At 39.3% G+C, this 13,253-nt stretch carries 12 protein-coding genes; 5 read left to right on the forward strand and 7 right to left on the reverse strand.

Features of this window, described 5'->3' with window-relative positions:
* Nucleotides 1–480 precede the first annotated feature (480 nt).
* The 4 genes from ACI35L_RS01460 to ACI35L_RS01475 all read left to right on the forward strand — a co-directional run bounded on the left by ACI35L_RS01460 (nt 481) and on the right by ACI35L_RS01475 (nt 3,577).
* Nucleotides 481–1,956: a sensor histidine kinase gene (locus tag ACI35L_RS01460; protein ID WP_082197109.1), complete on the forward strand. Its 1,476-nt coding sequence runs from the start codon at nt 481–483 to the stop codon at nt 1,954–1,956.
* Nucleotides 1,957–2,083: 127 nt separating this feature from the next.
* A complete protein-coding gene (locus tag ACI35L_RS01465; protein WP_439802091.1) occupies nt 2,084–3,061 on the forward strand; it encodes a Gfo/Idh/MocA family protein in 978 nt (325 codons plus the stop codon).
* Between the two features lie 106 nt (nt 3,062–3,167).
* Complete coding sequence (locus ACI35L_RS01470) at nt 3,168–3,332, forward strand: hypothetical protein (RefSeq protein ID WP_156185606.1); 165 nt, start codon at nt 3,168–3,170, stop codon at nt 3,330–3,332.
* A 98-nt stretch (nt 3,333–3,430) separates the two neighbouring features.
* Nucleotides 3,431–3,577 carry a hypothetical protein gene (locus ACI35L_RS01475; RefSeq protein ID WP_156185605.1) on the forward strand — a complete coding sequence of 49 codons (147 nt, stop codon included), beginning with the start codon at nt 3,431–3,433 and terminating at the stop codon, nt 3,575–3,577.
* A gap of 850 nt (nt 3,578–4,427) precedes the next feature.
* On the opposite strand, the gene ACI35L_RS01480 is transcribed toward ACI35L_RS01475, so the two are convergent.
* Nucleotides 4,428–4,802 carry a hypothetical protein gene (locus ACI35L_RS01480; protein WP_049670918.1) on the reverse strand — a complete coding sequence of 125 codons (375 nt, stop codon included), beginning with the start codon at nt 4,800–4,802 and terminating at the stop codon, nt 4,428–4,430.
* 481 nt (nt 4,803–5,283) lie between these two features.
* Between ACI35L_RS01480 and ACI35L_RS01485 the strand changes: the two genes are divergently transcribed.
* Nucleotides 5,284–6,009, forward strand: a complete 726-nt coding sequence (locus tag ACI35L_RS01485; protein WP_439802092.1) for an AAA family ATPase — start codon at nt 5,284–5,286, stop codon at nt 6,007–6,009.
* Nucleotides 6,010–6,246: 237 nt separating this feature from the next.
* Here the strand turns inward: ACI35L_RS01485 and ACI35L_RS01490 are convergent, their stop codons facing one another.
* The 6 genes from ACI35L_RS01490 to ACI35L_RS01515 form a co-directional block, all read right to left on the reverse strand.
* On the reverse strand, nt 6,247–6,612 hold the full coding sequence (locus ACI35L_RS01490) for a hypothetical protein (protein WP_049670916.1): 366 nt from the start codon (nt 6,610–6,612) through the stop codon (nt 6,247–6,249).
* A gap of 199 nt (nt 6,613–6,811) precedes the next feature.
* Nucleotides 6,812–8,311, reverse strand: coding sequence for a class I adenylate-forming enzyme family protein (locus ACI35L_RS01495; RefSeq protein ID WP_439802100.1), 1,500 nt, complete (start codon nt 8,309–8,311; stop codon nt 6,812–6,814).
* Nucleotides 8,312–8,332: 21 nt separating this feature from the next.
* Nucleotides 8,333–9,997: an AMP-binding protein gene (locus ACI35L_RS01500; protein WP_439802093.1), complete on the reverse strand. Its 1,665-nt coding sequence runs from the start codon at nt 9,995–9,997 to the stop codon at nt 8,333–8,335.
* 27 nt (nt 9,998–10,024) lie between these two features.
* The gene (locus ACI35L_RS01505) at nt 10,025–11,668 is read right to left on the reverse strand and encodes an FAD-binding dehydrogenase (RefSeq protein WP_439802094.1); all 1,644 of its coding nucleotides are present in this window, start codon (nt 11,666–11,668) and stop codon (nt 10,025–10,027) included.
* 145 nt (nt 11,669–11,813) lie between these two features.
* Nucleotides 11,814–12,005, reverse strand: a complete 192-nt coding sequence (locus tag ACI35L_RS01510) for a hypothetical protein (protein WP_439802095.1) — start codon at nt 12,003–12,005, stop codon at nt 11,814–11,816.
* A gap of 311 nt (nt 12,006–12,316) precedes the next feature.
* Nucleotides 12,317–12,997, reverse strand: coding sequence for a Na-translocating system protein MpsC family protein (locus ACI35L_RS01515; protein ID WP_049670911.1), 681 nt, complete (start codon nt 12,995–12,997; stop codon nt 12,317–12,319).
* Between the last annotated feature and the right edge of the window lie 256 nt (nt 12,998–13,253).

Genomic DNA, 13,253 nt, shown 5'->3' on the forward strand with positions numbered 1-13,253 from the left:
GCATCTTGCAGACAGCGCTCGAAGACCATTATGGGCCAATAAAAAAATAAAAGGATTTAGGAAAACATCCTTCTTTAAAGAGGGGTGTTTTTATATGGAATTTCCCCGATTCGGTTTTTTGATGGATATGAATGAATATTTTTTAAAAAAGCCTTTTTAAATTATTGTGGTATAATAAATTAGATAAAAATAACAAAAGTGAAAGAGTGAAAGTGGATTAGTCCATGTTTATATGGATAAATAAATGAACTATTATATTCATTTTCTTTTCTCATTGTACGAATTAGCAGTGTTTTTGTTATCTATTCTTATACTATATTGATTTATTATTCAAACCTACAAGGATGCGAACATCAGCATCACTTTATTCGAGAATAAAGATGGACTCTTTTTTCAAAGTTACCCAAACAATTGATTCGGATGTTTTAAAGGTGATGTTCTGTTTCGATAATATCTTCAAAAGGAAAGGTGTCTACAGTATTGATTTCGATAAAAAAGTGGAAAAATAATCCTCAGATTTACATGCTTACTGCTTATGTTTTGCTCGTGATACTTGTATTTAGTATTGTCTTTTTATACGGATATATAAGAGTAGAGAACGTACTAATGAAAGAAGCATATGAGATGTTACCGACACATATACAGATTGAACATTTATTTATGGAAGATCAGGATTCTGATAACATTATAGACATTCTAAGAGATATTCCAGTTGGCAACGAGTTTGTCTATGTAAATAATAACGATGCTAAGTCAAGTGCCTTTTATTATAATGCAAATACAGAATATAAAAAAAAGTATGTTTATCAAGGAGTTGATGCCATTCTCGTTCCATTATTAAATAAGTTCCTGATGAATAGTGAATTAGAAAATGTTTATAATATTTACTCGCAAGAAAATATCGGGATTCAGATAGGAGAGGAAGATGGTACAGCCTTTCTTAAGATTGACCACCATATTGAGAGTGATCTATTTACTGGGGATATTACTTTATACCGCGTAGTCAGTATGACATTATTAGATGAATTTAAAACGATTCTTTCTCATTGCCTATTCTTTTTTGTCATATTATCTATGATGATTTTTATTAATTATATGTTAATGAGAAAGCTTTATTATGGCCCACTAGATAAGATGAGAAAGCATTTCTTGGGCATGACGAAATTTAACATGAAGGTATTCACCTATGATGGACCAATGATTCCAAAGGTTCGAAATACGATTGATGTCGTGAACCAGACGGTTTTGGAGCTACAGGATGGTGTGCAGGAAAGTAAAGCCTTCCTTGATGAAATGGTTCATGAAATTAAGAATCCAGCTCATAATATTAAAAATGAAATAGAGCTAATAGAGGATACAATCGATGATGAAGAGCTTAAGAAAAACCTTCATTCCGTTGTAAACGAAACAGAGAATATTACTTCTTTATTGTCTAGTATTAAAGTGACCTATGATATTTATTACTTAGGGGGTTCACCTCCAGACAGTTGGATCAACCCAGTAGGAGAAATTGAGCCTATCTACATAGAATATCAATCGAAATATCCTGAATGGACATTTAGTTTTGAACATTGTGTCAATCCAAACCGTTTAATATGGATTGATAAAGGCTCGATTGAATTAATCATTCGGAACCTGCTCGATAATGCCATTAAGTATTCAAAAGAGGGGTCGTCCATATTCATTGGAATCAGAGAGCAGCAGGATGAGGAGTATCGAATTCTCATTGATGTTGTCAATACAAATTCTAGCATTGAATACCATAAAATCAGCAAAATCTTTGATAAATATTATCGGACTAATAAAGCAAAGGAACAAACGGTTGGGGCAGGGATCGGTTTATGGCTTATCAAAAATCTCACAGATATTTATGATGCAGATGTGAGCGTTCAAAGTTCAAACGAAACAACCGGCTTTATCATTTCCTTTAAACATATAAAAGAAATGGAAAAATAAAATGAATGCGATACTTCCAAGGAGGTATCGTATTTTTGTGTGAAAAGGATTATTATTTCATACCTTCTTCAAAGTATTCTTGATATGATGAAACCATGAAATCATTTGTTAGTCAGGAGGACTATTTATGAAAAACATATTCAGATGGGGAATTATCGGTGCAGGTAATATCGCTCATCGCTTTGCGACAGCTGTTAAGCAGCTAGAAGGCATGGAGCTTGCTGGAATCGCAGCCAGGGAAAAAACACGGGCAGAGCAATTTGGGAAGGAATTTGATGTCCCGCAGGAACGATGCTATGGATCCTATGAAGAGCTCGTTGCCAATGGGCAGATTGATGCTGTTTATGTTGCTACTCTACATCCATTTCATAAAGAGCAGGCAATCCTTGCACTCGAACATGGGAAAGGCGTTTTATGTGAAAAACCTGTCACGATGACAAAAGCTGAAATTGAAGAGGTTGTTGCGATTGCGAAACGCGAGAACGTTTTCTTCATGGAGGCGATGAAAACTCGTTTTCTTCCGGTTAATATTCAGCTGCGCAAGCTCCTAGCTGAGGGAATAATTGGAGAGATCAAGTCGCTTCGTGCTGAGCTGGGCTTCAAGGCTGAGTTTGATCCAAAAGGACGTTTATATGATATCGAGAAAGGCGGCGGTGCCTTACTTGATATTGGCATTTACCCAGTGTCCTATGCAGCCTACTTCTTAGGTAATCAGCCTAAATATGTGCAGAGTCAACTAACTTATGGCGTTACCGGAGTTGATGAAAGTGATGCCATTTTACTCGGGTATGAAAATGGCGCAACTGCACAGATTTATTCCACAATTCAGGCCAATACCCATAAAGAAGCTAGCATACTCGGAACAAAAGGACGAATACATATCCCACTCTTCTCAAATGCGCAGTCAGCTACCATCATTTTAGACTCTGGAAAGGAAAGAACACTAGCAGAGCCCTATGAAATCAATGGATTTGAATATGAAATTCGTGAAGTTGTCAGATGCATGAAGGAAGGTTTAGTTGAATCACCATTAATGACATGGAAGGATTCCATTGAAATCATGGGAATGATTGACCAAATCTTTGCTGCTAATCAGCTGAAATAAAGGAGCCTTTATGGCTTCTTTTTTTATTGTGAAATAATTCCAGTTAAAAAGGGGATGGGGGAGGGAAGAAAAAGAATGAAGATGTTTGTAAGGAGGCATGACAGCAATGAAAATACTTCAAGGAAAGCATAAGAAGGATTTATCTAAGCTGACAAAAGACAAAAAGAAAGAAAAGAAGCTGCCACAGGATTCAGAGCATGACATTGAGGAAGTATACGATGAACCAGCCGATCCTTATTTAAAAACACGCTTGAATCATGAAAAGATTTAATTAACCTCCAATGATTTGGAGGTTTTTTTATGAGGAATCATGAATACAGCCATGAATCCAGGAGAACATAATTTGTATAGTAAAGGAGGAATGATACCATGAAAAAGAAAGAAAATCACACGAATGCAGAAGAAAGAAAAACGAAAAATCCACAGCAAGATTCATCATTTAATATAGATGATATGGAAGATGTACCGCCATATGAGCCATATGATAAAAACCGTATTGATACAACGAATTTATAAACATCAAACACATGCTGATTAGGAAAATAGAGTGTAATTACATAAATATATTATGTTAACTAGGGTGTTGAGAAATAAAATAAGATGGAGAGTTGTTCACTAAAGAAACGTTCGTTTCGTCTGAGAGCCAATCTCAAGCAACCTAATTAATGGAACAATAATGGAATCATTGTATATTGCTTGTAGATCAGCAGCATATTAAATCTAATACCAATCGAATGAATATTTCGTTGGTTTCATATTAAAATGAATTAGCTGCGTGTAATAAAATAATTTAATAATAGATGAAAATACATAAAAAATTGATATGTGTTAATTAATGCCTAATTTTCTTTGTTTTGTCTCAATTGCTTAAGTAATCTTCTCAAATGAGATATTTAAAACATTTCAATCATTAACTTCCTATAATACATATTATGTTCGGGGCGTTGATTTCAAAAACTTAATTAGAACGGTAACTTGCCCTTTCCCCTCACCATTCACAGCTTTACATAAATGAATGGTATGCTTTCAGCCTTAGCTCATTCATCCCGATAAGTTCATCACTAATCTCTATCCACTCATTGCTTCCACACGCCGATTTCGAAATTTGAATCTAAATCATGTCATTAGCATAGCCAGTGGTAAAATAAAATATGAATGACAAGCTGTAAATTTAGCTTAAATGATTGGTTTTAGTCATAATTCCTATCTGACAGCTTTTTACTTATATTGGTCAGTTTTTGTATATGACTGTTAACTTACAAACCTTTGGCGGTATTAACCTAGATACAAACAAACTGCCCTTTTAGCGATAAACGTAAAACAGACAGAAAAAGTAAATCTTTTCTGTCTGTTAAAGCTATATATATTAGCGCTCAATTCGGTTTTTATAGTCTCGATCCTTGCTTTTATCGATATCAATATAGCTTACGCTGTACTCAATGACATCGTTCATGAAGAGATCATGCTGCTTAGCAAACTCCTTCACCTTAGCTAATAATTCTTTATCATAGGTTGTTTTATACTGGACGCGGTCCTTTGGACGAGTCTCCTTATTGTAGATGATCTCCCCTCTTGATAGCACATTTTCTAAGCCAGTCTCCAATAAATAATTAATGTATGTATCGTTTTCATCCGCCATAACAGCGAGTCGATCGAGTATAGCCTTGCTAATATTCGTTCTAAATTTGACTCGTGATGTGTCTGTCGCCTGAATTAAGCGTCCGTCTACTTTTTTCCACATATCTATCATTCCTTAGTGTTTTCTTATATGAGTAGTATAAAGGATTTGATAAAGTTCTGACAGATAATTTTCGTAGAATAGCCATCATGCCTTCCTTCCAACAGGAACACATGTTCTAAATTGGCGAAATGAGCAATTCCCCCGTTTGCTCCCCTTTTTGGCTGCATAATTCCAACATATGTTAAAAATATCGCATCATTCAATATTGTTCGTGTTTTCAGCAAAATGAGTTGTATCCGGCCTGTGAGTGATTGGCATTTTGGTTGGTTAAACACGAACTAAATATCAATAATATATTTAATCATTCGTATTTAAGTGAATTGTTTTTACTTGATGATGATGTTTTGATTATTATATGAAGAATTGGCACATAGTTCTTTGAAAGGAATGTTGCTTAACAATGTTTTATAGAATGGTTAAGGGTTGTAAAACCCCTTCAGAAAGGATTAAATAAATATAATGAACATGAAGGAGGATTGCTATGTTTTTGAAGAAAGTTACACTCCTGCCTGAACGTATTCAATATCATGATCAATATCCTTTCTCCATCCCAGCTATTCGGAATTTGGATTCGATTACGTTTAAGAAACCCGTTACGTTTTTCGTCGGTGAGAATGGCACCGGAAAGTCTACCTTATTAGAAGGGATTGCAGCAAATATAGGGTTTAATACAGCTGGGGGCAGTCGCAGCAATCTATACGATGTGGACAAAGCTGATGCTCCTCTTAGTGATTATTTGCGTTTATCCTGGCTGCCGAAAATTTCAAATGGATTCTTTTTTCGCGCTGAAACATTTTATCATTTTGCTACGTACATAGATGAAGTTGATGATGATGGTTATCAAAGCTATGGAGGAAAGTCTCTTCATCAGCAATCCCATGGAGAGTCCTTTCTCGCATTATTCTCGAACCGTTTCTACAAGAAGGCCATCTATCTGTTAGATGAGCCGGAAGCTGCCCTCTCTCCCGCTCGCCAATTAACGTTTTTACGAGTGATTCATGACTTGACGAAGAATCGTAATGTTCAACTGATCATTGCGACCCACTCTCCTATTCTGCTTGGCTATCCAGATGCACAAATAGTTAGTTTCGATGAGGATCAATTACGTGAAATCACCTACGAGATGACGGATCATTACTTGATTACGAAGTATTTCTTAGATAACCGCGGGAAGATGCTTGATGAGCTGTTGAAGGAGCATGATTGATTTACTTTTTTTCCGTCTAAGGTGTATCTTCTTTTGCCTACATGATGATTCATACACTATGAAGATTAAGAACATCGTTTTTTAAAAAGGTTGTTGGAACTGTTAGTCGATAATTATAAAGAAACCCTCTTTGCTTTCATTTGCATGAGAGGGTTGAACAGTAAAAAGGATGAATAATAGACAACCGAGAACATCTCCAATCATCTACTATTCCTCCATTTATGTAAGGAAAATCATTTATGAGTTCCTTTTTAATTTGCCTGTATAAAACCTAACCTCGGGAGTAAAAGAAAGCCCAATAACCAGCCAAAGGAATGGGTTTTGTAAGCTGATATCGTTCGATGATTGAAGGCCTGTAATCTTAAAGGTCATCAGCAAGCCAAGACTATACATAATGACAATCAATCTTGAATGGACCGATGAAATAGTCCCTTGTTTTCTTGCTGACATTAGCCAATTAATTGGTGAAAAAAGGATAAACAGAATGAGAATGAAACCTGCAGACATCCATTGATTATCAATTTGCGGCAGGATTGAGTAATCATAGAATAATAAAAGGGTGATAAAGAGTATTTCAATAAAAAGTCTCGTGTATTCCCTCATTTATTCACCTCCCATCAGGATGTATAGTTGATCATATATTATGGTATTCAGACATGTAAGATTTGGAACAATGGTTAAGATTGACGATCATATGCATGTGTAGATGATTCGTTTCTTTTTAACTCAGCAAAAAAGAAGCCTGTCTTCTGCTCCGTAATGACAGAAAACTGGCTTCCCATCCTCACTATTCATTTAACCCTTACACATTCGCTTTATCCCTAAGTGTATGCTTCAGCACCTTCCCGCTCGCATTGCGCGGAAGCTCATCAATAAATTCAACCTCTGTTGGAACTTTATATTTTGCGAGATTTTGCCCGCAATAATGAGTAATATCCTCTTTTGTCAGTGATTTAGCTTCCTTTAAAACAACATAGGCTTTCGGAACTTCCCCATAGACCTCATGCGGTATGCCTACAACGGCTGCCTCGAGAATTTCCTCCATCTGATATAACACTTCTTCGACTTCAATCGGATACACATTTTCTCCGCCGCGAATCAGCATGTCTTTCTTTCGGTCCACAATATAAAGCAAACCATCTTCATCCAGCTTTCCAAGATCCCCGCTGTATAGCCATCCGTCTTTCAAAGCAGCCGCTGTTGCTTGTTCATTCTTTAGATACCCTTTCATTACCTGTGGTCCCTTTACAATGATTTCCCCTACTTCACCAGGCGTAACATCACGTCCGGAAGGATCAACCACACGTACCTCTGTATTTGGGAGAGGTTCACCTACTGATCCAATTTTCTCTAAGGCATATTCATCCTTTAATGTCGTTGCCCCTGGAGAGTTTTCTGTCTGTCCGTAAAGATTTTGAAGCTTAACATTCGGAAAGTGTGCTTTGAGCCGTTTGACTAGCTCATATGGCATTGGTGCTGCCCCATAAGCAAACAGACGAAGATGGCTTAAATCCTTCGATTTCATCAATGGCGTATGAAGTAGAGTGCTATAAATGGCTGGGACACCAAAGAAAAGGGTTACCTTCTCCTTCTCCATCGTATGTAGGGTCTCGGCTGGAGAAAATTGTTCTTCAATGATGACCGTCCCGCCTCGTTGAATGGTTGGAATGGAGAAACAATGGCTTGCTGCACAATGAAAGAGCGGCGTAACGATGTGCATCCGGTCTGTTGCGCCAAGTTCCAGAGAGTCTGCCCATATTTCCGCAATAGACTCGACATTCCTGACAGATAGCATGACCCCTTTAGGACGTCCGGTGGTTCCGGATGTATAAAAGATAACCGCTGTATCATCTGGCTGTAAGGATGGAAGCTCAGTATTTGACTTTGATGAGCTTGTAACGGCCTCAAAGGTATTCTTTCCACCTAATTCAAGGACATCTTGGAATAAATCAAGAGAAACATTCTGCAAGCCCGCAGCAAGCTTTATATCATAGATCAGCATCTTTGCCTCTGAATGCTTGATAATATATTCGACCTCTGGAGGAGCAAGCTTTGTATTGATTGGCAGCACAGGCACTCCAGCTAGCTGGCAGGCATAATAGGCAATCAGAAATGAATCAGAGTTAGGCAAATATAGGGCGATAATGTCTTCATTTGTATATCCCTTATCCTTCAGGAAGTGGGCCAGGCTGCAAGCCTTCTCGAAAAATGTACGATAGGTTGTTTCACGTCCTTTAAAGGATGTGATGACATTGTCTGGATATCTTTCTGCATGCTCTTGTAATTGCTTGGATATAAACATCATTATGACCCCCCTGTCTTCTTAATGAATTGGCTCTTCCTTTAACAATCTTCTTAATACTTTACCTGAGCTTGTTGCTGGGAGCTTATGAATCCATTCAATATGGCTGGGTACCTTAAAAGCAGCCATTTTACTCTTTGCCCATTCTTTTAATTCATTCATTGTCGGTGCTTCTTTGATTCCTGGCTGAAGGACGATAAAGGCTTTTACGACCTCTCCCTTCATTGGATCAGGAACACCAATGACCGCGCTTTGCCATATGGCCGGATGCTCATTCAGCATGGCTTCCACATCCTCTGGAAACACACTAAAGCCAGATGTCTTAATCATTTCCTTCAATCTTCCATGGAAATACAGATAACCATCCTCGTCTATGCTTCCAATATCGCCTGTATGAACCCAGCCATCCTTTATCGTTTCAGCTGTTGCTTTCTCGTTCTTATAGTAGCCCTTAAAGACGGCAGGACTTTGAATGAGAATTTCTCCCTTTTCGCCTGTGAGCATTCCTTCACCTGTTTCAATATCGATGATTTTCATCTTTGTTTCATATGTGGGAATACCGAAGCTTCCCCATTTCACCTTGTCTTTTGGCATGAAGGTATCGCAAGTATGTGTCTCACTCAACCCGTATGCGGCTTCATACAGCCGGGACTCATTCGTCAATTCGGCCCATTGTAAAGCTAATGTCTCTGTAACAGATGCGCCAAAGCTCGTAGATGGATTCTGTTTTAAGGAGGATAAATCTCTTTTCTTACTATCCTCAAGTTTCAGGATGGCAAGATTCATGGGAGCGGTACTATACCAATGAGTGATTTTGTATTGTTCGATGGCTTGTACAGCTGCCTCTACATCAAAGCGGGTCAGCATCACGCATGGCTGGCCGCTGTAGATTGGCAAGTACACCCCCATTACCATACCGGCGATATGACAAAGCGGTGCAATCGAAAGGAAGGAGCCTTCCTCAAATTGATTGGCTGTCCACGTCGCTGCAGTCTTGAATAAGCTGCTCCCATAGGGCAACATCGCTGCTTTAGAACGTCCAGTGGTACCTGATGTAAAGACCATCATACCGATGTCTGTCCATAGATCAAGTTTCACATTCCCTTTATAGGGAGTGGAGTAGTATAAAATCCTTTTGAAATCAATCGCATCAGGATGTGTGATTTTTTTGTCCTTTAATACTTCTGGAATCGGCAAGGTTGGTTTTTTGGGGAGATAATCTGCATAATGAGCAGTGATGGCTAAATGGATGGATGGGATGCTCGAGCGAATGGATGACACTCTCCTATATAGCTCTGTCCCGGCAATGATGGCCTTTGCTTCCACTATATTTAGGAGGTGTTGAAGTTCCGCTTCTTTATACATTGGATTTAAGGGAACAACGATCCCGCCAATAAGCTGAATAGCATAATGAGCGATGATATATTGGGGACAATTCTGCATGTAGAGTGCCACCCGGTCTCCCTTTTTGATTTGCTGATTATGCAGAAACTGAGCAAAGCGATCTACGGAATGATCAAGCTCCTTATAGGAAATGGTATTCCCATAGAATAGATAGGCTGTTTTATCGGGATGTGCTCCAGCATTCAGTTTGAGGTATTCATGGAGCGGTTTTTCACCACATTTGTATGTAAGCTTTGTTGGTACTCCGCTTGGCCAAAAGGATTGATCCTTCACCTCTTCCATCTCCCTGTTCCTCCTTTATGGAATGAATCATAGCTTGCTTATCGCATGTCCCGCGGTTCGTCCCGTAAATAGACATCCCCCTAGAAAGGTTCCTTCAAGCGAACGATACCCATGTATTCCACCGCCGCCGAATCCGGATGCTTCTCCAGCGGCATACAGGCCTGGAATCAGCTGTTGATTCATATCCAGCACCTGGCCATTTAAATCCGTTTGTAGTCCGCCCAGCGTCTTTCTGCTGACGATATGCAGCCTTACAGCTATGAGAGGGCCATTCTTCGGATCGAGCAGCTTATGTGGCTTTGCTACCCTGATTAATTTATCACCTATAAACTTTCGAGAGCTCCTAATGGCGGCAAGCTGCAAATCCTTGCCGAAGGAATTCTCTAAATCACGATCACGGGCTTCGATTTGTGTGCGAATATCGTCAAGATTGATTAAGTCTTCTCCTGTAAGCTCATTCATGCCATTAACAAGCTCCTCTAATGAATGCTTAATGATGAAATCCTCTCCATGGTCTAAAAACGACTGAATACGCTCTGGTGGTCCCGGTAATACTCGTTTCAGGATTTTTGCAATTGACTTATCCGTTAAATCTGGATTTTGTTCCGATCCAGATAAAGCGAATTCCTTCTCAATAATACTTTGTGTCAGAATAAACCATGAGTAGTCATATCCAGTACTTTGAATCAACTCAAGCGTTCCTAAAGTATCGAACCCTGGTAAACCCGGCAAAGGAAAACGCTTTCCTTTTGCATCAAACCACATCGAAGAAGGACCAGGCAATATACGAATCCCATGATTATCCCAAATAGAGTTCCAGTTATGAATTCCCTCTGTATAATGCCACATGCGATCCCGGTTGACGATACGGCCTCCTGCCTGTTCCGCTATCGCTAGCATTCTTCCATCAACATGGGCGGGTACACCGGAGATCATCTTTTGCGGCGCTTTTCCCAGGCGTTTTGGCCAGTTTTTACGGACTAATTCATGATTGCCGCCAATCCCTCCGCTTGCAATGAGGATGGCATGTCCGCTATAGTCGAATCCACCAACGACTGTTCGGTTGCTCGGTTCACCCCGCTTTGACGAGCTCGGTGCTAATATGGCACCACTGACCCCGCCGACCCGTCCCTTATCCGTCAGCAATTGATCGACACGATGTCTCGGCTTGTAATCGATTAACCCTCTATCCATATATTGACGCACCTGTTGTTCAAATGGGGCAACGATGGCCGGACCAGTACCCCAAACGATATGAAAGCGGGGGACAGAATTGCCATGACCGTTTGCTAGATGGCCGCCTCTTTCAGCCCATCCGACAATCGGGAAGAAACGGATGCCTAATTCATGGAGCCATTGACGTTTCTCTCCTGCCGCAAATTCAATATAGGCTTTTGCCCATTTCATTCCCCAATCATCTTCCTCACGGTCATATCCGGCCGAGCCTTGCCAGTCCTGCCAGGCAAGTGCCTTAGAATCATGAATACCGAGCCTGCGCTGTTCGGGTGAATCAACAAGAAAGAGACCGCCGAAAGACCACCAGGCTTGTCCACCCATATTGGTCTCAGGCTCTTGATCTAACAGCAGAACCTTCTTTCCTGCCCTTGCTATCTCGCATGCCGCAACAAGACCGGCAAGTCCCGCTCCAATAATAATTACTTCGTGGTCCATATCTGATGTCCAGCCCTTCCTATGACCTCTATGTACATTTTCTATATGCTGTCATTGCTATAAGTATAGCTACATGCTAAAATACGGTCAATAAGATATGTGAATTGTTTGAAAATTTATACTGCGAATAGCCAGTTTTTCCTCTTTACTCAGGGAGAAGGACCTGATGCCTTGTATAAAAGGTCCCGTATCGATAAAGTACTTTCACTTGCAGTTCCCTGTCCTCCATGCTAAAACGATAGATTGTGTTCGTTGGCTTCCGCTCTTTCTTGTAATCCACCCTTAAATAGGTTGCAATATTTTCAATATAAAGCTCCAGCTCAATTCGTAAAATCATATTAGGCTTATTCTTTGAATGATTTAATATTGATTGTTGTTTTTTGTATCTTTCAATACTGGTCAACAACTCCTTTTCTTTCTGGGAATACTCGGTTTTATTAATATCGGCTTCCTCCTTTCATGATTTGCTTTCACAAAACCAATAAAAAAAGTCAGAAAAGGTGTGTAAAACATCCTTCTCTGACTTATGATTGGTTCCATGCCCACTCATTGCGATCAGATTTCCTATCATTCACTTAATATCCTTATCATACCATTATCCAGATTACTTTTCAATGTGACAATAATTTTCCCAATAGGTCGATTCTCTTATGCTTCCAAAATGAAAATAATATAACTTGAATCTCTTTCAAAATTCCAGAAGGTGAATTCATCAATCACTTTTTTGTTCAAGTGGGCTTCAAAATCCCTTCTGCGTTCTTTGAGAAGTCTCTTCTCAAGATTTCGTTTGGCAATCATTAAATTCTCCTTAAAGCCCAGCTTGATAAATTCTTTCTCGATATTGATCAGTATGCCTTTTCTGACAAGAATCAACTGTCTTTTGTTCAGCAAGTGAGAATAGATGGATTCAGGCTCCTTTTGAGCGATTGCGCTGACCTCAATCATGACCTCCTCCACCTTCTCTTTATTTGGATATGGAACAATTTCACAATCATGACCCTTCATGCGGATGATAAACATCCCTGTCATATGGTCAAGATTCCAGTCATAATTAAATTCGGAAACCGTTTGATTGAGCGTTAGCTCAATGTAGGACGTTATGTCTTTCATAAGCGTTTCCATCATGAGATCCCTCGTTTTATGAACATAGATGCTTTTATTGTTGGCCATTAAGGATTTCTCCATGGGGGAAAGGAAATTTGATAAATGAACGGAGAGGAACGGATGGGACCATGTAGCCAATACATGACCCGGACCCCGGCCGAAATTCTCCCGCAAGAGCCGGCCAATATAACTGCTGATTTCTTTCTCTACAGATAATTTATTCATCGTACACCTCAGACTATGAGACTTTCTAAACATTTATCCTCCAATTAATGGATTAAAACATCTAAATGGCGCATTTGCCTGGGAAAATTTATCGAGGAAATTAGCCTAATTGGATGATTGCTAGCTTAGAGATTCTTTCTTTCCTTTAAATAATTCTACATAAGATAGAAAAAAGCCTGCAAATCAGTGCATAAGCACATCTTCAGCAGGCTTCCCTTGATTAATAGATGAGTGTGACTCCCTCTCAATAATTCTT

Source organism: Pradoshia sp. (assembly GCF_051873915.1).
In the GTDB taxonomy this organism is placed as follows: Bacteria; Bacillota; Bacilli; order Bacillales; family Pradoshiaceae; genus Pradoshia.

Excerpts from the sequence above, each read along its gene's own strand:
- ACI35L_RS01465 (WP_439802091.1), top strand. The coding sequence starts at position 2,084 with ATGAAAAACATATTCAGATGGGGAATTATCGGTGCAGGTAATATCGCT.
- ACI35L_RS01470 (WP_156185606.1), top strand. The coding sequence starts at position 3,168 with ATGAAAATACTTCAAGGAAAGCATAAGAAGGATTTATCTAAGCTGACA.
- ACI35L_RS01475 (WP_156185605.1), top strand. The coding sequence starts at position 3,431 with ATGAAAAAGAAAGAAAATCACACGAATGCAGAAGAAAGAAAAACGAAA.
- ACI35L_RS01480 (WP_049670918.1), bottom strand. The coding sequence starts at position 4,802 with ATGTGGAAAAAAGTAGACGGACGCTTAATTCAGGCGACAGACACATCA.
- ACI35L_RS01485 (WP_439802092.1), top strand. The coding sequence starts at position 5,284 with ATGTTTTTGAAGAAAGTTACACTCCTGCCTGAACGTATTCAATATCAT.
- ACI35L_RS01490 (WP_049670916.1), bottom strand. The coding sequence starts at position 6,612 with ATGAGGGAATACACGAGACTTTTTATTGAAATACTCTTTATCACCCTT.
- ACI35L_RS01495 (WP_439802100.1), bottom strand. The coding sequence starts at position 8,311 with ATGTTTATATCCAAGCAATTACAAGAGCATGCAGAAAGATATCCAGAC.
- ACI35L_RS01500 (WP_439802093.1), bottom strand. The coding sequence starts at position 9,997 with ATGGAAGAGGTGAAGGATCAATCCTTTTGGCCAAGCGGAGTACCAACA.
- ACI35L_RS01505 (WP_439802094.1), bottom strand. The coding sequence starts at position 11,668 with ATGGACCACGAAGTAATTATTATTGGAGCGGGACTTGCCGGTCTTGTT.
- ACI35L_RS01510 (WP_439802095.1), bottom strand. The coding sequence starts at position 12,005 with ATGATTTTACGAATTGAGCTGGAGCTTTATATTGAAAATATTGCAACC.
- ACI35L_RS01515 (WP_049670911.1), bottom strand. The coding sequence starts at position 12,997 with ATGAATAAATTATCTGTAGAGAAAGAAATCAGCAGTTATATTGGCCGG.